We start from the raw sequence: 20,610 nt of genomic DNA, 5'->3' as shown, positions 1-20,610 counted from the left end.
TTCATAATTCATTTAAGATTCAGTAAATTTGTGCAACTATTTTTGTAAAATTATGTTGTATCAAAGAAGTAGCGCATTATTCAAAGACGCGCAAGAATATATTCCAGGAGGTGTAAATTCTCCTGTTCGTGCATTTAAATCTGTTGGAGGAACGCCAATTTTTATCAAAAAAGCCGAAGGTGCTTATATTTATGATGAAGATGGACGTGCTTACGTAGATTACATCAATTCTTGGGGACCAATGATTATTGGACACACAGATCCGCGTGTTTTGAATGCGACTGTTGAGCAGATGAAAAATGGTTTTTCTTTTGGTACACCAACTGAATTGGAAACTGAAATTGCAAAATTAATTACTTCTGTAGTTCCAAACATCGATATGGTTCGTATGGTGAACTCAGGTACAGAAGCTTGTATGTCGTCAATTCGTTTGGCAAGAGGTTATACAAATCGTGATAAAATTGTAAAGTTTGAAGGTTGTTACCATGGACATTCAGATTCATTTTTGATTAAAGCTGGTTCTGGTGCTGCAACTTTCGGAAATCCAAATTCTCCGGGTGTAACACAAGGAACTGCAAAAGATACGTTGTTGGCAGAATACAATAATTTGGAAGATGTAAAAGCTTTATTCGAACAAAATAAAGACGAAATTGCAGCTATTATTGTTGAGCCAATTGCAGGAAACATGGGATGTATTGTTCCAGAAAAAGGTTTCTTAGAAGGATTAAGACAAATTTGTGATGAAAATGGAGCTTTATTAATTTTTGATGAAGTAATGACAGGTTTCCGTCAAGCGATGGGAGGTTCTCAAGAACGTTTAAACATCAATGCAGATATTGTAACATTTGGTAAAGTAATTGGCGGAGGTTTCCCTGTTGGTGCTTTTGCTGCTCGTCGCGAAATCATGAATCACCTTGCTCCTCTTGGCCCTGTTTATCAAGCGGGAACATTATCAGGAAATCCAATTGCTATGCGTGCTGGTATCACAACATTGAATATTATCAATAATGATAGAGCATTATTCAATAGAATTGATAACGCTACAGAAACTTTAGATGTTGAAATTTCTAAAATCTTTGCAGAAAAAGGAATTCCAAATCATATCAATCGTTTAGGGTCGATGATGTCTGTTTTCTTTACAGAGCAAACGGAAATTAAAAACTTTACAGATGTGACCAAATGTAACCACGAAAGATTCAACAAATTTTTCCATCATTTATTAACGAACGAAGTTTACATTGCTCCTTCAGGATACGAAACTTGGTTTATTTCTGATGCGATTAAAGACGCTGAAATCAATAAAACGTTAGATGCTGTAAGAAGCTTCGAAGGTTAAACATAAACAAAAAATGCAGTAGAAAAACTACTGCATTTTTTTATTCTATTTTGGAACTACATTTTTGCGTCCATCAATTTTTCTGTTTTATCAGGTGATTTGCCCATTTTCATTTTAATAACAAACGCTTTGTTTGAATTATAATTTTTCGGAAGTAAAATATCGTAATAGGTATTTTTATCTAAATCGAAACCAATTCTGAAATAATTCAACTAAAGTCAAAAAACCATAAATCAAAAATTGATAACTAAACAAATCAATGAAATTATTATATTTACTAAAATTCATAATGATATGATTACAAATTACTTTAAACTACTACTTGCATCTAGTATAATTCTTATTAATTTTGGATGTAAAGATGATGATGGTTTTTCGGAAGAAGATGTAGTTGATTCTTATAATATTGTATCCTATATAGCTAATATCCCTGTCGATTTAAACAATAATGAAAAAACATCAACTAATTTGATGGATGAAATTGAAATTCTTAATAAACAAGAGAACTTTTAGAAGTTAGATCTAAAATAAAAATAATATCCTTTAATTTCCTCTAACATTAATAAATTATGATTATCCAAGTATACCACAGAAAACAACTATACTGGTAACAAGGAAAATAAAAAAATGTTTCTATTGAAAATTTAAAAATTCTAGACAATAATCATCTATCTACTACTATTACAAAGTCTTTTTATGATTTTAACACCAAACAATGGATTGAATTGAATATTGAAGTTATTTTCAAAAAAAATAATTAAACAAAAGCTCGAGAAAATTCTCGAGCTTTTGTTTAATTATAATCCCCTATATGTTCCATTTCACTTTCGAAACTTAGTACTTTAGTCGCGTATTTTTGCAAACTTTTTTGTTTAATTTCTGATAAAAAATTATTCTTGAATTTATCTAAAGTCAATTCATCATTTACAAATAATTGCAAAGAATAAGAAACCGCCCCAGGTTCTGTATGAGAAGTTATTTTTCCTAAACGAGCACCGATAAAACAATTTGATTTCAAATAATCATTAATATGCTCTTTCTGAATCCACGCAAACCAATCATCATGCACTTCTTGTTCAACAATAAAAGTTGTATTATATAATATCATTCTCTAATTTTTTGCAAAGATACAAAGGTTTTCGCATTATATTTTTCTTGAAAAAGAAAGTCTAATCAAGATTTTATTTTTAAATTTACCTATTATTCATAACAAACAAAAATGAACAATACGCAACAATTTATACAAGAGAATAAACAACGTTTTCTTGATGAATTAATCGAATTACTTAAAATTCCTTCAGTTAGTGCTGATCCAGCCTACACACAAGACGTAAATGATGCTGCCGAAATGGTGGCAAAATATTTAAAAGAAGCAGGTGCTGATAATGTTGAAGTATGCGAAACAGAAGGTTTTCCTGTTGTTTACGGAGAAAAAATAGTTGACGCTTCAAAACCTACTGTTTTAGTTTACGGACATTACGATGTACAACCAGCTGATCCTTTAGAATTATGGGAATCTGGACCATACGAGCCAGTAATCAAAAAAACAGAAATTCATCCTGATGGAGCAATTTTCGCTCGTGGTTCTGCTGATGATAAAGGTCAAATGTTTATGCACGTTAAAGCTTTTGAGGCTTTAAACAAATCAAACGAATTACCTTGTAACGTTAAATTTATGATCGAAGGTGAAGAAGAAGTTGGTTCTCCTTCATTAGTAAATTTCGTTAAAAACAATAAAGATAAATTAAAAAATGATGTGATTTTGATTTCTGATACTTCTATGATTTCAAACGAACAACCTTCTATTTCTGTTGGTTTACGTGGTTTATCTTATGTAGAAGTTGAGGTAAAAGGAGCTAATCGCGATATGCACTCAGGTGTTTATGGTGGGGCTGTTCCTAATCCGATTAATGTTTTAGCAACAATGATTGGAAAATTAATCAATGAAAAAGGTCACATTACAATTCCAGGTTTTTACGAGCCAATTCTTGAATTAACTGAAGATGAAAGAGCTGATTTAGCAAAAATTCCATTTGATGTTGAAGAATACAAAAAATCTATCGGTATAGCTGATATTCAAGGAGAAGAAGGTTTTTCTACAATCGAGAGAGCGTCTATTCGTCCTACGTTAGATGTAAACGGAATTTGGGGAGGCTACATTGGCGAAGGTGCTAAAACAGTTATTCCTTCTCATGCGTATGCTAAAATTTCAATGCGTTTGGTTCCTGGACAAGATCCAGAAGTTGTAACAAAACAATTTGCAGATTATTTCCCAACTTTAGCGCCTTCTTCTGTAGAAGTTAAAGTAAAACCACATCATGGAGGTAAACCTTATATTTTACCAACAAATCATCCTGGTTTTATCGCTGCTAAAAAAGCGTTAGCTGAAACTTTTGAGAAAGAAGCGTTAGCCGAAAGAGCTGGTGGATCTATTCCAATTGTTGCTTTATTCGAAGAAGAATTAGGAACAAAATCTGTTTTAATGGGATTCGGATTAAACTCTGACGTTATCCACTCTCCAAACGAACATTATGGTTTATTCAATTTCTACAAAGGAATCGAAACTATTCCATATTTCTACAAATATTTTAACGAACAATAATTTCCGACAAAATAACTTCTGAAAAGCGAATCAAATTGATTCGCTTTTCTTTTTGGTTTATAGTAGAATGATTAATTTTGAATTTTATTTTTATCAATGAGTAAAAAATTCTTAATTGCGGGTGCAGGAATTGCGGGTTTAACTTTAGCAAAAGCTTTGCAAGATTTAAATTATAACTACGAAATTTTCGAGGCTTCTCCAGAAGTTCGAGGAATTGGGGCTGGTTTTGGTTTGGCTTCTAATGCAATGAAAGCATTTGAAATTCTAGGTTTAGCAGAAGAGGTTGCGCCTTTGGGGCATATGTTAGAAGATTTTGAAATTCAAGATTGGAAAGAAAAAACAATTCTGAAAGCGGACACAGAACGATTAAGAAAAAATTACAACAACGAAAATTTTGCCATTCATCGTGCAGATTTACATCATTATTTAGTCTCGAAAATTGATTCGAATAAAATTAAAACGTCAAAAAAAATAAAATTCTTTGAACAAAGTTTTGAGAAAGTTGTCCTTCATTTTGAAGATGGAACTTCTACAGAAGGCTATTATTTAATTGGTGCTGATGGGATAAATTCTACAATTCGTCAACAATTGTTAAAACATTCAACACCTCGTTATGCGGGCTATATTTGTTGGCGTGCTATTGTAGAGGATAAATCTTACAATTCAAAAAAGAGCATCGAAACATGGGGACCAAATGGTCGATTTGGTTTGACGCCATTAATTAATCATCAAATTTATTGGTACGCTTGTGTCAATACAAAACTAAATTCTAAAATCTACAACTATACGTTGAGTGATATTAAAAATCAGTTCAAAGATTATTCGGGACAAATCAGAAATACTTTACAAAAAACGAATCCAGAAAGCATCATAGCTACACCAATTATGGATATAAAACCGATTAATAATTATGCATTTAATCGTGTATTGTTAATTGGAGATGCAGCACATGCAACCACACCAAACATGGGACAAGGCGCATGTATGGCGGTGGAAGATGTTTGTGTTTTGTATGATGAATTAATCAAAAAAGATACTGATGTTTTGTTAGCTTTTGAGCATTACAATTTACGTCGTTTGAAACGCACTCATTATATTATCGATACTTCTCGTTTGGCTGGAAAAGTTGCTCAAGTCGACAATAAATTTTTGATGAATATACGAAATTTTGCTTTCCGAAATTTACCACAATCTTTGATGCAAAGTCCTTTAGAAGACTTGTTGGAAGAAGATTTTATGAGAGTTTAGGATTATGCAAAACGAATTTTGTAGTGTTTCTTAACGTATATTTCTTGTTGACATAAGAAGTTAACAAATCTCCAAAACTCATATCACGAGTTTCTCTTTGATTAGTTGAAAATAATTTCACAATCTTAATCAAATATTTATTTAAGTCAATCAAATCAAAAGTAAATTCTTTTATCAACCAAAATAGAAAATATAACGGAAGTAAAACCATATTGAAGAGAACTTGGAATCCACTCATCAATTCAAATTCCTCTAAAAAATGTTCTGAAAAATCAAATTTAGAAAAATCAATATCATATTTTTCTATAAACGCTATCAAAAGTGATTCATTATCTAATCCTGATAAAAATAAATCTTCCTCAATCAGAACATCAACATTTTCAACTTTTTCTTTTGTTGTTTTTTCTAGAAAATTTTTGACTTCTATATACCATTGTCTTAAAGTTGTGAAATCTACATATAAAATCTGTTTTTCTTCCATAATCACCTACTTCAACAGCACATTATCTTCTAATTCTTGCTTCGAAATCTGAAAATGTTTATCAAATTCTTGTTCAAAAGATTCTAAATCCATTGTAATTTACCAATCACCAAATTCATTTTCGAATAAATCTGTTAGATGTTCTTTTAAATCATCTAATTTTTGTTGAATAAATTCATTTTGCTGAATATCTTCTGCATCTTTCTTATCTAATACAACTTGTTGATTAATTTTTCTAAGAATCAAAGCATTAATAAATTCTTCATGTGTATTCATAAAATCCTCAATCGTACCTGTAAATTGTGTCATTTTTAATATTTTTTCCTATCACTTTTCGAGAATAAATATAGAACTATTTTATTAACAAACAATTAAATTTAAGATTTCTATAAATGAGTTTTAACATAAGAATTAACGTCTACTAATTATTGAAATTGGTTGTTTTGAGATAAATTTGAATATAAAAATATTGAAAAAATGGAAAACTTTAAACTATCAAACGGGATCGAAATTCCTGCAATTGGATTTGGAACATGGTTATTGGAAGGTGAAAAAGTTATAAAACCTCTAAAAATTGCATTAACAAAAGGATATACACATATTGACACGGCAGCAATCTACAAAAATGAAAAAGAAATTGGAACAGTTTTGAAAGCTGAAAATGTAGATCGTAGTAAATTATTCATTACATCTAAATGTTGGAATTCTGAGCGTGGATACGAAAAAGCAATGGCTGCATTTGAGCAAACTTTAGCTGATTTACAGACAGATTATTTGGATTTATATTTGATTCATTGGCCAGCAAATGAAACGCAATTTCCTGATACTTGGGCAGAATTGAATGCTGGAACTTGGCAAGCTTTTGAGGAAATTTACAAATCTGGAAAAGCAAAAGCGATTGGTGTGAGTAATTTCAATATCAATCATTTGAAAGCTTTATTTGAAACGGCTGAAATCAAACCTATGGTTAATCAAATTGAGATTCATCCAGGACATTCGCAACCAGAATTAGTCGATTTTTGTAGACAAAACGATTTGTTAGTTGAAGCATGGAGTCCACTAGGTTCTGGAAGAATTTTGGAGAACGAATTAATTGTTTCTTTGGCTGATAAATACAATGTTTCAGTTGGTCAGATTTGTATTAATTATTGTTTGGCGAAAGAAATTTTACCACTTCCTCGCTCCACTTCAGAAAAAAATATTGAAGCGAATTTAACTTCAAATAATTTTAAATTGAGTGCAGAAGATGTAAAAGCGATAGATGAAATGCCAGCTGATGGTTTTTCTGGATTGAATCCTTCAATGGTTGAATTTTAATAAGTTAAACAAATTCACTAAAATAAATTTCAAAAACCTCTGCTTTACAGAGGTTTTTTCGTTTTAAATCTTCAAAAAATCAATACTTTTACTTTTTAAATGATAAAAAAATTATTCGATATGAGCCAAAATCCTGAAAATCCATTCAAAACTTATTTTGATCAAACCCTTGAAAGATGTGGTTTTGATGAAGATTTGAAAGCTGGTATTTTATTTTTTTTAGGTGAAAGTATTATTGCTGCGAACACTAATCAATTGATGAATATGTTTGCGGAAGAAGAAAAGATTCAGCAAGAATTTCATCGTTTGTTTACGTTGTATGCTACGCCAAATGCTGACATCAATCCGTTTGAAGCTTTGGATACAGAACCAATAAAGCAAATTATTTATACTTACAACGAAATTTATGTCAATGTAATTAGAAATAAATCATTTGATTTTGATAAGGTTATCAATGATAATTTAAAGTCAGAGTTTAAGTTAGATTTTATCGAAGAATTTGAAAATAAACAATATAAATTAGTTACAAATCATAATTTAAATACATCATTTTTCAAACAAATTGGAGCGTATCTTAATCAGTTTGAATTGAGTTATGAGGATATTTATTTGGCTGGAATTAATTATTATCAAACGAATCAGAAAGTAGATTTTGAAGGAATAAATGTATTGAATTTAAACATTATTGATAGTTTTTCACCTTTGTACACAACATTGTTTCATTATCCATTATTGTACACATATTATCCAGCGAATCTGAACGCAAATCATTTGTTTAGTTCGATTTTACAGTTTCTTTATTTACATACCAACACGGATATTGCGAAACATATTCACGCTTTTCACAACCATATTTTCTATGAAAATAATCCAAGAAGAGTTCGTAAAGGTTGGGAATTCGAAGAATTGGAACGTGGCGTTTTGATTTCGCAAACTTTTCATAATGCGTTAAATATTCGTAAGTCTCCTATTTTTGGAACTCGTCCAGATTTTTTAGCTTCGAATAATTATTTATTAAATGAATTGAAAGATCAAAATATTCCGTTGGAGAATTTTAAGGCCTTGATGACCAAAACAATTGAAGAATTTTACGAAGCAGATATTGAAGAAGTAGTTGCTGGAAAGCTAAATCATGCTGAATTTTTACAATTATTAGCGATTATTTTCTACGAAACTTCTGCTAATGCAATGATTATTAAATCATGGAAAAACTAACTATTAATCAAGAAAATCGAATCAAATTAGAAGAACATTTTGGCGAAATTTTACCAAGATTGCCTTTTGAAATGGTTTCATTTTATGAATCGAGTAATTCTTGGGAAGGGCAAATTGAATATAATTTGAATTTGAAAACGGGAGAATTGACGTACAATACCATCGAAAATGTAACACATCAAATTGAGATTTCAACTGAAATGATGCAACGCATCGAAAGTGAAATTATCTTGATGTTAGAAAATTTATAAACTAATATTTTAAAATTTTTTCATGATACAAAATTCTTACAGAATTTCACTAGAAATGACGATTTTAATAAAAAGTAACATTATAAGTTAATTAAAATCTCACAAATGTGAGATTTTTTTATCGATTCATCCAATCCATCTAACTATAAATCTGCGTTTTGCTGATAAAAATAGCTTGTTCAGCTTCTGATTTTGGTTAAAGATGAATTTCAATTTTACTTAAATGAGTATAAAATAAAAACAGTAGCAACTTGTTAGCTACTACTGTTTAATTTATGTATTTAATCACAGAAAAATTGTATATATTTTTCAGGACGGGACAAAATAATTATTTCGCTTTATACTTCGCAATTCCATCTTGTAACCATTTTAAGTAAACTTCTGCATCAAGTTCAGCTTCTAAAGGTTTTGAGAAACGATTCAAATCTTTGTCAACCAAAATATAATAAGGTTGAGCATTTGCATTAAAATGTTCAATCTCGAAAGAAGTCCATTTGTTCCCAACCGTTTTCAAATTACGATCTAATGCTTTCGAAAATACTTTTTGATCTTCTGGTAATTCTTTTGCCTCGTCAACATATAAAGAAACTAAAACAACATCTTCAGCCAAAATTTTCTTCACACGCTCATCGCTCCAAACACGTTCTTCAACTTTACGACAGTTTGCACACGCATGCCCAGTGAAATCTAACAACATTGGTTTTCCAACTTTCGTTGCATAAGCCGCAGCCTGATCGAAATCTTTGAATGCAGGAATTCCATGAGGGCCAGCAACCATATTAGGATCATCAAATTTAGCTGTCGCTTGTCCACCGCCTAAACCTTCGTGGAAACCTCGAGGCGCTTCAGAATAAGTTATTGGAGGTGTTAAACCACTTAATAATTTTAATGGTCCACCCCATAAACCTGGAATCATATAAATCGCAAATGATATTGAAACCAATGCAAATAACATTCTCGGAACTCCGATTGTTTGTACAGGTGAATCTAATTCTAATCTAAATTTACCTAAAAGATATAATCCTAAGAAGATAAAAATTGCAATCCAAAATGCCAAGAAAATTTCTCTTGGCAACCAATTCATTTGCCAAACTAAATCAGCATTTGATAAGAATTTTAAGGCAAAAGCTAATTCAATAAACCCTAAAGAAACTTTGATTGTATTTAACCATCCTCCAGATTTTGGCATTGAATTTAACCATCCTGGGAACATTGCAAATAATGTAAATGGAATAGCTAATGCTAAAGAGAAACCGAACATTCCTACGATTAACGAATAATAGTTCCCTCCTTGCGTCGCTTGAACTAATAACGAACCAATAATTGGTCCTGTACAAGAGAATGACACTAATGCTAATGTGAATGCCATAAAGAAGATTCCAATTAATCCACCTTTATCAGCACCTTTATCAGCTGCATTTACCCATTTACTTGGTAATGTCAATTCGAAAGCTCCGAAGAATGAAATTGCAAATACAATAAAAATTACAAAGAAAGCTAAATTTACCCACGGATTTGTTGACATTTCATTTAGGACTGATGGTCCAAAAATAACTGTCGCCAATAAACCTAATGCAACATAAATAACAATGATTGATAAACCATAAATAAAGGCTTTTCCAACTCCTTCTCCTTTCGATTTACTTTGTTTTGTAAACATACTTACAGTCAAAGGAATCATTGGGAAAATACAAGGCATCAATAGCGCTGCTAATCCTCCTAAAAATCCTAAAGAAAAGATTTTCAATAAACCATTATCTTTCTTTTCATTATCAGCTAATAAAGAATCATCAACTTTTTTGATCGTACCTTGTGTTGCAGCAACAACTGCTGTAGAATCCTCTTGAACAGAATCTTGCGTAATTTCAGTTACGGCAACTATATCTTTTGCTTCTGTAGCTTCTGTTGGCTTTGCCTCTTCTTTCGTTTCTTCAACTTTTGCAGAAGGTGTTAATTTTATCGTTCCGCTTGTTTCATCTGGTGGCAAACAACGTTCGGCATCACACATCTGAAATTCGATTGTGTACGATACATTTACAGGTTTATCACCTGAAACTTTAACTTTTTGAACAAATTTCACTTGATTTTCGTAATATTTTTCATCTTGTTCAAAAATTTGGCTGTATTTATCTATACGTTTTCCAACTTCTCGCGCACCTCCAACCAATTTTGCATTTGCAACTGGTTTAAATGATGCACTTGCTGGAATTCCAATTCCTCCATCAGGATGTTTCATTGAATAAAGGTGCCAACCTTTATCAATTTTTCCTGTTACCTCGATTTCAAACTCATTTTGTCCAACCTCCTTCACCGAACTCGACCATTTTGCAGGACTAAATAATTGTGCGTTGACTAAAATTGGAAACAAAAAAAGTATCCAAAGTTTCTTTAACATACTGTAATGTTTAAAAAGTTTTTACTTGTTTCTGTCGTTTTGAAACGTTCATCCAAACGATGATTTACCACCCAAATAATCTGATCTTTTTGGTCACAAAGCAACCAAACCTTTTCTTTTTCTAACTTAGAAAGTTTCAAATCTTTCATAAACTTACTCAACAATTTTCTTTGACCTTTCATTCCAATTGGATAAAAGAAATCTCCCTTTTTCACTTTTCTAAGTTTAAGCGGAAACAAAATTGATGTAAAGTCTACTATTTCAGTAGCGTTTTCGTGTGGATTTATCGATTTCACGAACTTCAAATTTAACGAATTGATTTCAATTAACTCATCAAAAATCGTTAATTCATCTTCATTTTCTTCTTCTATTTTTTGCAACAACAAATTTTCTCGATTTTTAATTAATCGATAAGTTGCTGATTTTATTTCACTTCCCGTTTCTGCATCCAAAAATTTCAAAATTTCTTTGCTCGACGAAAATCCATATTTTTCGAACAAATAATGTAAAAATGTTTCTAATGGTTGAAGTTTTTTTAATGCTGAAATTTCAATTTCAATCGGATTATCTCCTGAGAATAAATCACTTCTAATTTCTTCAACTTTATTTTGTACAATTTGATAATTATCGTTGATATGATTTAAACTTGACAAAAAATTCTCATCAAATTGCGGATGAAGTTTTTTTAGGATTGGCGTAATATGATGACGAATCTTATTTCTGGTATAATCATCCGTCGCATTCGTATTATCTTCTCGCCAATTGATTTCATTTGATTTTGCATATTCCAACAAATCATTTTTCGTAAAATTCAAAAGTGGACGAAAGATTTTTCCATTATCAATTTGCATTCCGACCAAACCTTTCAAACCTGTTCCACGAGAAAGATTAATCAAAAAAGTTTCAATATTATCATCCAAATGATGCGCTGTCACCAAAACATCCAAACGATTTTGTTGTTGAACTTGCTCAAACCACTCATAACGCAAATTTCGGCAAGCCATTTCTACCGAATAATTTCCTACTTTCTGATAAGCCACAACATCAAAACGAGTCGAATGAAACGGAATATTATATTTTCCACAATATTCTCTTACAAATAATTCATCGCCATTCGCGTCATCTTCACGCAACTGAAAATTACAATGTGCCACCTGAAAATTTGCAGCTGTTTGACGGAATAAATCTAACAAAACCATACTATCAATCCCTCCACTAATCGCCAATAAATAACGATGTGTAGAAAAAGAATGTTGTTCTAAAAGTTCTTTAAACTCTTCTTGTATAGATTTATTTTTCATGAAATACAAATGTTCGAAATTAGGAAGAATTCTCGAAAAAGAGTTATACTTTTTTTCGAGAATTCTTATAAAATTTTCCAATAAAAAAGCCTGAAAAACTCAGGCTAAAGATTTATTTTAAACTTTCTAAAGATTTATTTTCAAGAATTTCTAAAGTCGAATCTCTCAATTCAACCATCACCTTATTCAATGTACAAATTCCTTCGTTAGGGCAATCATCACATTTTTCGTAGTAATTTTTACTTACACAAGGTAAAAGCGCGATCGGTCCTTCTAAAACACGAATCAAAGATGCTAAACTAATATCTTTAGCATCGCGTGCCAAATAATATCCACCACCTTTTCCTTGTTTCGAATTGACGAAACCTAACTTTTTTAAATCCAATAAAATAGCCTCCAAGAATTTTTTCGGAATAACTTCTGTTTCAGAAATTTGTCCGATTAAAACTGGTTTGTTACTTTCTTGTCTGGCCAAATGAGCCATCGCTTTTAGTCCGTATTTTGTCTTTTTTGATAACAATTCTATAAGATTTAACTACAAAAATAACATTGATTGTTGTATAAAACAAATATAAAATTAAATCGTTGAACAGAGATTTAAAAATATTTCATCAAAAAATCAATTACCTTTTGAGTTGTAGAATTATAGGGATAATTGAGAAATTTTGATGGCGATAAAAAACGATTGACTTTTAAAATCGGTTTCATATGCGAAAAATCTTTGAAACCTGCATAACCTGTTGAAGTTCCAATTCCAGAATTATTAACTCCACCAAAAGGCAAATTTGGATGTAAGATTTGCACCAATGTTTCGTTAATTACCACAGAACCAGATGAAGTTTCATTCTTAATTTTATCAATAAAAATAGAATCTTTCGAAAAAATATATAAAGCTAAAGGCTTTTCTTTCTGATTAATAGATTTAATTACTTCATTTATTCCTTTAAATGTATAAATCGGGAAAATTGGTCCAAATATTTCTTCATCATTGATTTTTGCATCGAATGGAACATCTGTCAATAAAGTTGGTTTAATGTACAATTCAGCTTCAATGTATTCATTTCCGAAAGGACAATTTGCACCATTTTCTATTGCATTTTCAATCAATTTTTTTAAGCGATTATAATTTTGAAGATTTACAATTCTCGCCAAATCTTTCGATTGCGAAGGATTTTTTCCAAAGACTTTTTCTATATGTTCAATAAACGTTTTTATAAATTGATTTTGAAATTTTTCTTTAATTAAAATATAATCTGGCACAATACATGTTTGACCAAAATTTATCAATTTTCCCCAAACTGCTTTTTCAACCACTTCTTGCATCGGAATTGTTCCATCAATAATCAAAGGCGATTTCCCTCCTAGCTCCAACGTCACCGAGGAAAGATGCTTTGCTCCTGCTTGCATCACAATTTTACCCACTTTTGGCGAACCTGTAAAATGAATATGATCAAACTTTTTGGTTAACAAATAAGTCGTTTCTTCAATTTCTCCTTCGATAAGCGCGACATGATTTTCTTCAAAAACTTCAGAAATAATTTTATCAATAACTTTTGAAACATTTGGACAAAACTCCGAAGGTTTAAGAATTGCTGTATTTCCAGCTGAAATACAAGCAACCAAATGCACTAAAGACAATTGAAAAGGATAATTCCAAGGCGAAATAATCAAACAATTTCCCAAAGCTTCTGGTTGAATTTGCGCTTTTGAACCGAAAAAAAGTAAATTATTTGAAACTGTTTTCGTTTTTGTCCAACAATTCAAATTCTTTCGAAATAATCGAATTTCAGCTAAAACAGGAAATATTTCGGTAGAATCAGCTTCTATTTTAGATTTTCTTAAATCCAAAAATAATGCATCTTCTATTTCGGCACGATGATTTAGAATTGAATTTTCTAAGTTTTTCAAACTTTCTTTCCGCTGATAAACAGTAAGATGACGAATATTTGCTTTATTCTCACATTGCTTATCATAAATCTCATCTATTTTCGTTTTAAAATCTGACACATGAAAAAATTTGAACGTTAATTTACTATTATTTTGAGTATTTTTAATCCCAAAAAGCGACAAATGAAAAATAATCTTACTTTGGTTGATAAATTAAATCACATCAAAAATTTATTTATTATTGGTAAAAGTGATGGTAATTTGAATGAAAAAGAGATTCAAATTATTTCTGATATTGCCAAATACCATGAACTTTCTGCTAAAGATGTAAGTTATATTCTGAACGAAAACACGAAGTTTGATTTTACGTTGCCTAAAACATTTACAGATCGACTTTCTTTGTTGTACGACGCTGTTTTGTTAATGGTTGTGGATTTGAATATTCATCAAAATGAAAAGGCAATTTGCATTGATTTGGCTAAAAAATTTGAGTTTAATCCTCAAATTATTGATGAGTTAATTGAGGATATTTTGAGTTATATTTTAGAAGGTAAAGAATGCGATGAAGTGATGGAATATTTGGTTAAATACTCGCATCCAAAGCAAAATTTGAATTAAATTTTTATTGAAAAAGCTGATAAATCGTTAACAAAGAAATCACACTCGTCACTCCTCCAATTACATAGTTGATATTCTTTAAAATAAATGAATCTTCTTCTGATTTTGAGTTAAAAAATTTCAGATATAGACCAAAAATAATCATCGAACCAACTACAACTCCTAAAGCAAAAACTGAGCTGTTTGGCTGTCCAAAAACATTAACATTATACGAAACCAATGTTGCGCTTAAAAACACATAAAAAGGTATTGGAAAAACATTTATAGCGGATAACAATAACCCATAGATGAATTTATTTTTTTGTTTTACATCATCTTGTTTTTTTAGTTTTTTATTCTTCTTTTTTTGATCTTGTTTCTTGGCAAAAAAGAGAAAATAAATCGTAATAATTACAAAAACAGCTAATCCAACTTCCCTAAAAATTTTGGTAACTTCTTTATTAAAATCAATAAATTTTGCTAGAAAAATTGCCAAATAAACCTGAATTGCAATCGTAACCGCTGTTCCTGACATAAAAGTATATGCACTTTTAGTTCCTGCTTGTTTCCCAATTTTCACCACCGTCATATTCAACAATCCAGGAATGGATGATCCAATAAAAGCTGTGAAAATTCCGATTAAAAGTAGTTCTAAATACTGCATTAATTCTTTTTAAAAAGGTTTGCAAATTTAGACAAACTTGTTGGAGAAACCTATTGAAGTAATATGAATCATTCAAAAAAATATTACTTAAACGTCCATATTAAGGCTGATTCTATAGAAGAATTGAAAATTGTGAAATGATTTTGAGAAGGATCATGTAAATAATTCCAATTTGATTTCAAGTTAACTTTTTCACGTAATTTATCTACAAATTGATCTGTAAACTTTGAAATTGAAACTGTTTTAGAGGTCGAAATCCAAATCTTTTTATTTTTTAACAGATTAAAATCAAATTTTTCTAAATAAGAATCAAACAATTCGTGATTATTCCACCAAAGCGAAGGATCAATTGCAATATAAGAATCAAAATAATGAGGAAAATAAAACAAAATATCCATTACCAATAATCCTCCTAAAGACTCACCAACAATAGTTTTCGAGTTATTTGTCTTGTAATTTTTCGAAATATGAGGAAGTAATTCTAATACAATAAATTTCTCAAAATTCTCAGCATTTCCATATTCTGGAACCCATTTTTTGTCTTTTGCAACGTTTGTATTTCTTGTAAAATCTAAATTTCGATTGATATTTTCGATTCCCACAATCATCAATGGCTGAATAAAATTTGATTTAATTAACTCATTAATAAAGTTTGTTATTTGCTTAAATTTCTCATTAATACCGCCATCCAATAAATACAAAACAGGCAAACTTTCATTTATAAAACGTTCTGGAATCCAAACAAAAATATTTCTTTCTTGGTTTAAAAATTCAGAATATAATTTTAGGGGATTTAACATATTAGTTAATTATTTTACATTTTTTTATGTATAAATCAAAAATATTAAATTAAAATAAAAAATAATTAACTAGAATAGTTAAATTTTTAATATTTCAATAACAATAATACTTAAATGCAATATGTAGTTTAGTTGAAATTTAAAACAAAAAAAAATGAAGAAAACTATTTTCACTTTAGGAGTTACAACAACAAGCTTTTTCTTTTTAGCTTGTAACAATGACGATAATTCCATAAATCCTAATAATGAAGAAAACACTAAATTATTAAAGGAAATTGTAACTAAATATAACGATTCACCTAAAGATACTTATAGAAAACTATACACTTACAATATTGAAGATTCTTTAGTAAACAAACTTGAATATTTCAAAAACGATACTTTGACGTATATTGTTGAATATAATTATATTGATAAAAATAATATAGTTGAAACAAACTACTCTTTCAAAAATAATACTAAGAAAATTGAATCTTCGATTACTCATCAATTAAAAGATAATTTTGTAAAAACTAATTACGAATATTCTGATTTTGATAGTATTAAAAATGAATACTCTTACGAATACATAATTAGTGATTTTCCTATCGAAAAAATTTCTTATTTTGATCAATGTGGTATAAATAAAACTATACAAAAAAATTATAATTTTAAAGATCCTTCCAATCTAACGATTTATAGTTTTGCTTATGTATCAAAAAATGGAAACTGTAATAATACAGACGTATATCGTGAAGATAAAAAAGTAGGTGAAAGCATTTATATTGGGAAGGATGTTACTCCAAATTCATTTGATCATTTCAAAATTCATAAAAAAGGTATGTTTAAATCCGTATCTTATCTAGATGCTCAAGAAGCAGATTTTAATTATCAAGTTGATTTTATTTTTGATAAAAATAACTTACCTATAAGTTCTACAGAATATTACACAAATAATCCAAAAACTAGAACAATTAATACATATTCTTATTATTAATAATAAAAAAACCACTTCAAATGAAGTGGTTTTTAAATTTTATTTTGATAAAAAATTACAATGAAGCTAATTGTTCTTCAATTTGTGCAATTTTTTCTAAAGCATCTGCCTCTTTTTTGCGTTCTGCATTAATTACTTGTTCTGGCGCACCAGCAACAAATTTTTCGTTTGATAATTTTTTACGAACAGAATTTAAGAAACCTTTGTTGTAATCCAACTCTTTTTGTAATTTCTCGCGTTCTGCTTCAATATCGATATTATCAGACATCGGAACCATAAATTCTAACGTACCAACGCGGAAAGCAAAACCTTTTTCTGGTTTATCTCCTGTATTGAAATTAGAAACATTTCCTAATTTAGAGAAAACATCTACATATATTTCGTTCGCAGCCTGAGCATCAGCAAAAACTTCTAAAGCTTCTTTTGGTGACATTCCTTTTTCTGAACGTAAACCACGAATTGCTGTTGTTGCTTCTTTTGTATTTTCGAAATTCTTGATAATTTCTTCGTTGAAAGATGTTACTTCTGGATATTTAGAAACAATCAAGGCTTCGTTTTCTGTTCTTTCTGCAATTAAGTGCCAAATTTCTTCTGTTAAGAAAGGCATAAATGGATGTAAAACTTTCAATACATTTTCTAAATAAGAAATAGTTGCTGCATAAGTTTTTGCATCAATTGGCTCACCAAAAGTAGGTTTAATCGCTTCTAAATACCAAGAACAGAAATCATCCCAAATCAATTTATAAATAGCCATCAATGAATCAGATAAACGATATTGATCGTAATTATGTTCGATATCTGCTAATGCTTGTTGGAATTTATTTTCGAACCATTCAACCGCTTTTGCTTGAGCAGAAGTTTGTTCTAAATCTTCTTTCACTTCCCAACCTTTTATTAAACGAAAAGCATTCCAAATTTTATTCGCGAAATTACGTCCTTGTAAACACAAATCAACATCAAAAGGTAAATCATTACCAGCAGGCGCCGTTAACAACATTCCCATACGTGTTGCATCTGCACCGTATTCATTCATCAATTCGATTGGATCTGGTGAATTCCCTAACGATTTCGACATTTTACGGCCTTGTTTATCACGAACAATTCCTGTAAAATATACATTTTCGAAAGGTAATTCGTTGCGATACTCATATCCAGCCACAATCATACGTGCAACCCAGAAGAAAATAATATCTGGACCAGTTACTAAATCTTGTGTTGGATAATAATAATTGATTTCTTCGTTTTCTGGCTCATTGATTCCGTTGAAAACAGAAATTGGCCATAACCAAGAAGAAAACCAAGTATCTAACGCATCTTCGTCTTGACGTAAATCTTCGATCGTTAATGCAGCATTTCCTGTTTTTTCTTGTGCTAATGGTAAAGCTTCTTCTTTTGTTAGAGCAACAACGAAATCTTCGTTTCCATCACCATAGAAAAATGCAGGAATTTGGTGTCCCCACCATAATTGACGAGAAATGTTCCAATCTGTTACATTTTCCATCCAATTACGATATGTATTTTTAAATTTCGCAGGATGAAATTTAATCGTATCATTCATTACATTATCTAAAGCTGGTTTAGCTAAATCTGTCATTTTCAAGAACCATTGATTAGAGATTTTAGGCTCAATCACAGCTCCTGTTCTTTCAGATGTACCAACTTTATTATTATAATTTTCTACTTTTTCAAGTAAACCTTTTTCTTCTAATTCTTTCTCGATTTCTTTACGCGCTTTGAAACGATCTAATCCAGCATAATTTAATCCTAAATCATTCAATTTCGCATCATCCGTAAAAATATCAATGAAATCTAAGTTATGTTTTTTACCTAATTCGTAATCGTTTACATCGTGCGCAGGCGTAACTTTAAGACATCCTGTACCAAATTCGATGTCAACATATTCGTCTTCGATAATATTTACTTTACGACCAACGATTGGAACAATAACTTGTTTTCCTTTCAACCATTCGTAGCGTTCGTCATTTGGATTGATACAAACTGCAGAGTCACCAAAAATTGTTTCAGGACGAGTTGTCGCCACAACAATATATTGATCAGTTCCGTCAACTTGATATTTTAAATGATATAATTTTCCATTTTTATCAACATGAATAACTTCTTCGTCAGAAATATTTGTCTTCGCTTCCGGATCCCAGTTTACCATACGGTAACCACGATAAATTAATCCCTTGTTATATAAATCAACAAAAACACGTTGAACAGATTCTGATAAATCTGGATCCATCGTAAATTTTGTACGATCCCAATCACAAGAAGCTCCTAACTTTTTTAATTGATCTAAAATAATTCCACCATGTTTGTGCGTCCAATCCCAAGCATGATTAAGAAATTCTTCACGACCGATATCAAATTTAGAAACACCTTCCTCTTTTAATTTCGCAACAACTTTCGCTTCTGTAGCAATCGAAGCATGGTCTGTCCCTGGTACCCAACAAGCGTTAAATCCACGCATACGCGCACGACGAATTAAAACGTCCTGAATCGTATTATTTAACATATGTCCCATGTGTAAGACTCCTGTTACATTTGGTGGTGGAATGACGATTGTGTAAGCTTTTCTTTCATCTGGAGTAGATTTAAAATACTTCTTCTCCATCCAGTATTCATACCATTTTTCTTCAACTTCCGTTGGCGTATATTTAGATGCGATTTCCATTATTTATATATGACTTAAAATAAATTTGGGCAAATTTACACAATCTGCCTTAAACTGCCTAGTATATTAAATATATATTATAAAATTGGAATGTTATTTGTAATAAATTCGAAAGTAATTTTATTTAAAGTAAAATTCTTTTGTACATTTGATTATAAATTAATTATCGTCATGAAAAAATTAATGTTTTTAGGTGCTTTTGCTTTAGGCGTTACAAGTTTATTTGCTCAAACACTTAGTTTAGAAAAAGAAGAAATTCAATTTGGAAATATAAAGTTGAATACTGAAGTAACAGCTAAGATGAAAGTAACCAACTCTGGTGATAAACCTTTAATTCTTAAAAGCGTTGTTGGATCTTGTGGATGTACAGTTCCTGAATATCCTACAACACCTATCGAACCAGGAAAATCTGCGGATATTACTGTTAAATATTCAAGTGGTTCTGTGACTGGAGATTTTAATAAATCTGTAACAATTACATCTAACGATCCAGTTTCTTCTCGAAAAATTTTCAGAATAAAAGGAAAAGCAGAATAATAGTAAAGCAAGTTATTTAACTTGCTTTTTTTGTTCTTCTTTCAAAATGTTTAAAATCTTCTCTCTTTTTTTTCTGTCCATTTTTTCAAAATAAAAGCCTTTTTTTACATCAGTAGAATCAATTTGTTGTAGATAAATTTGATATTGTAGAAATTTTTCTAATTTGGTTTTACTTATCTTTAAATTATTAATGTTCAATTCATTTTCTTTATAATTTCCTGGAATTAAAATTTGATCAAAATTTATACTTCTTATATAAGAAAATGATTTAATATTTTTGAAATAATCACCTTTAAAAATAGAAAATATTAAAATAAATGAAGTAA

Annotated in this window: 21 protein-coding genes; 10 read left to right on the top strand and 11 right to left on the bottom strand. The window is 30.2% G+C overall.

Annotated elements, in window-relative coordinates; translation table 11 throughout:
- The first annotated feature begins 52 nt into the window (after positions 1–52).
- Together hemL and B4E95_RS04730 are read left to right on the top strand one after the other, a co-directional pair.
- Positions 53–1,336, top strand: a complete 1,284-nt coding sequence (hemL, locus tag B4E95_RS04735) for a glutamate-1-semialdehyde 2,1-aminomutase (RefSeq protein ID WP_125349521.1) — start codon at positions 53–55, stop codon at positions 1,334–1,336.
- Between the two features lie 240 nt (positions 1,337–1,576).
- Complete coding sequence (locus B4E95_RS04730; RefSeq protein WP_291090321.1) at positions 1,577–1,849, top strand: hypothetical protein; 273 nt, start codon at positions 1,577–1,579, stop codon at positions 1,847–1,849.
- A 280-nt stretch (positions 1,850–2,129) separates the two neighbouring features.
- Here B4E95_RS04730 and B4E95_RS04725 read toward each other — a convergent pair whose 3' ends face one another.
- Complete coding sequence (locus B4E95_RS04725) at positions 2,130–2,444, bottom strand: DUF4286 family protein (RefSeq protein ID WP_291067756.1); 315 nt, start codon at positions 2,442–2,444, stop codon at positions 2,130–2,132.
- A gap of 111 nt (positions 2,445–2,555) precedes the next feature.
- Between B4E95_RS04725 and B4E95_RS04720 the strand changes: the two genes are divergently transcribed.
- Positions 2,556–3,938: a dipeptidase gene (locus B4E95_RS04720; RefSeq protein ID WP_291067755.1), complete on the top strand. Its 1,383-nt coding sequence runs from the start codon at positions 2,556–2,558 to the stop codon at positions 3,936–3,938.
- 96 nt (positions 3,939–4,034) lie between these two features.
- Positions 4,035–5,186 (top strand): FAD-dependent monooxygenase, encoded by a 1,152-nt coding sequence (locus B4E95_RS04715; RefSeq protein WP_291090318.1) that lies wholly within the window; start codon positions 4,035–4,037, stop codon positions 5,184–5,186.
- On the opposite strand, the gene B4E95_RS04710 is transcribed toward B4E95_RS04715, so the two are convergent.
- Both B4E95_RS04710 and B4E95_RS04705 read right to left on the bottom strand, forming a co-directional pair.
- On the bottom strand, positions 5,173–5,667 hold the full coding sequence (locus B4E95_RS04710) for a DUF1493 family protein (protein WP_291090315.1): 495 nt from the start codon (positions 5,665–5,667) through the stop codon (positions 5,173–5,175). The genes B4E95_RS04715 and B4E95_RS04710 overlap by 14 nt on opposite strands.
- 99 nt (positions 5,668–5,766) lie before the next feature.
- Positions 5,767–5,976: a hypothetical protein gene (locus B4E95_RS04705; RefSeq protein ID WP_291090312.1), complete on the bottom strand. Its 210-nt coding sequence runs from the start codon at positions 5,974–5,976 to the stop codon at positions 5,767–5,769.
- Between the two features lie 168 nt (positions 5,977–6,144).
- Between B4E95_RS04705 and B4E95_RS04700 the strand changes: the two genes are divergently transcribed.
- From B4E95_RS04700 to B4E95_RS04690, 3 genes are all read left to right on the top strand, one after another.
- Entirely contained in the window at positions 6,145–6,984 is an 840-nt protein-coding gene (locus B4E95_RS04700; RefSeq protein WP_291090309.1) for an aldo/keto reductase, read from the top strand.
- 120 nt (positions 6,985–7,104) lie between these two features.
- Positions 7,105–8,199, top strand: coding sequence for a hypothetical protein (locus tag B4E95_RS04695; RefSeq protein ID WP_291090306.1), 1,095 nt, complete (start codon positions 7,105–7,107; stop codon positions 8,197–8,199).
- Positions 8,187–8,450, top strand: coding sequence for a hypothetical protein (locus B4E95_RS04690; RefSeq protein WP_291062861.1), 264 nt, complete (start codon positions 8,187–8,189; stop codon positions 8,448–8,450). The genes B4E95_RS04695 and B4E95_RS04690 overlap by 13 nt, the downstream gene beginning before the upstream one ends.
- A gap of 328 nt (positions 8,451–8,778) precedes the next feature.
- Here the strand turns inward: B4E95_RS04690 and B4E95_RS04685 are convergent, their stop codons facing one another.
- The 4 genes from B4E95_RS04685 to B4E95_RS04670 form a co-directional block, all read right to left on the bottom strand.
- Positions 8,779–10,845, bottom strand: coding sequence for a protein-disulfide reductase DsbD family protein (locus B4E95_RS04685; RefSeq protein ID WP_291090304.1), 2,067 nt, complete (start codon positions 10,843–10,845; stop codon positions 8,779–8,781).
- Positions 10,839–12,146 (bottom strand): tRNA lysidine(34) synthetase TilS, encoded by a 1,308-nt coding sequence (gene tilS / locus B4E95_RS04680; protein WP_291090302.1) that lies wholly within the window; start codon positions 12,144–12,146, stop codon positions 10,839–10,841. Before tilS ends, B4E95_RS04685 begins: the two co-directional genes overlap by 7 nt.
- Before the next feature lie 112 nt (positions 12,147–12,258).
- Positions 12,259–12,666, bottom strand: coding sequence for an RrF2 family transcriptional regulator (locus tag B4E95_RS04675; protein ID WP_219035236.1), 408 nt, complete (start codon positions 12,664–12,666; stop codon positions 12,259–12,261).
- Between the two features lie 77 nt (positions 12,667–12,743).
- On the bottom strand, positions 12,744–14,153 hold the full coding sequence (locus B4E95_RS04670; RefSeq protein ID WP_188319979.1) for an aldehyde dehydrogenase family protein: 1,410 nt from the start codon (positions 14,151–14,153) through the stop codon (positions 12,744–12,746).
- Positions 14,154–14,216: 63 nt separating this feature from the next.
- On the opposite strand from B4E95_RS04670, the gene B4E95_RS04665 reads away from it, so the two are divergent.
- Positions 14,217–14,651, top strand: coding sequence for a hypothetical protein (locus B4E95_RS04665; RefSeq protein ID WP_038334450.1), 435 nt, complete (start codon positions 14,217–14,219; stop codon positions 14,649–14,651).
- Positions 14,652–14,655: 4 nt separating this feature from the next.
- Here B4E95_RS04665 and B4E95_RS04660 read toward each other — a convergent pair whose 3' ends face one another.
- Together B4E95_RS04660 and B4E95_RS04655 are read right to left on the bottom strand one after the other, a co-directional pair.
- Positions 14,656–15,294 carry a LysE family transporter gene (locus B4E95_RS04660; protein WP_291062864.1) on the bottom strand — a complete coding sequence of 213 codons (639 nt, stop codon included), beginning with the start codon at positions 15,292–15,294 and terminating at the stop codon, positions 14,656–14,658.
- Between the two features lie 83 nt (positions 15,295–15,377).
- Entirely contained in the window at positions 15,378–16,094 is a 717-nt protein-coding gene (locus B4E95_RS04655) for an alpha/beta hydrolase (RefSeq protein ID WP_291090299.1), read from the bottom strand.
- Between the two features lie 154 nt (positions 16,095–16,248).
- On the opposite strand from B4E95_RS04655, the gene B4E95_RS04650 reads away from it, so the two are divergent.
- Positions 16,249–17,070: a hypothetical protein gene (locus tag B4E95_RS04650; protein WP_038334452.1), complete on the top strand. Its 822-nt coding sequence runs from the start codon at positions 16,249–16,251 to the stop codon at positions 17,068–17,070.
- 55 nt (positions 17,071–17,125) lie between these two features.
- Here the strand turns inward: B4E95_RS04650 and B4E95_RS04645 are convergent, their stop codons facing one another.
- Positions 17,126–19,747 (bottom strand): valine--tRNA ligase, encoded by a 2,622-nt coding sequence (locus tag B4E95_RS04645; protein WP_291090294.1) that lies wholly within the window; start codon positions 19,745–19,747, stop codon positions 17,126–17,128.
- Positions 19,748–19,918: 171 nt separating this feature from the next.
- On the opposite strand from B4E95_RS04645, the gene B4E95_RS04640 reads away from it, so the two are divergent.
- Complete coding sequence (locus B4E95_RS04640) at positions 19,919–20,284, top strand: DUF1573 domain-containing protein (protein WP_038334454.1); 366 nt, start codon at positions 19,919–19,921, stop codon at positions 20,282–20,284.
- A 12-nt stretch (positions 20,285–20,296) separates the two neighbouring features.
- Here B4E95_RS04640 and B4E95_RS04635 read toward each other — a convergent pair.
- Positions 20,297–20,610: hypothetical protein (locus B4E95_RS04635; RefSeq protein WP_291090291.1), on the bottom strand; the 314-nt coding region annotated here is incomplete at its 5' end.

Source organism: Empedobacter sp. UBA7494 (genome assembly GCF_002478465.1).
GTDB classification, from domain to species: Bacteria; Bacteroidota; Bacteroidia; order Flavobacteriales; family Weeksellaceae; genus Empedobacter; species Empedobacter falsenii_B.
The sequence above is the reverse complement of the archived record's forward strand: the minus strand, read 5'-3'. Positions and strand labels throughout refer to the sequence as shown.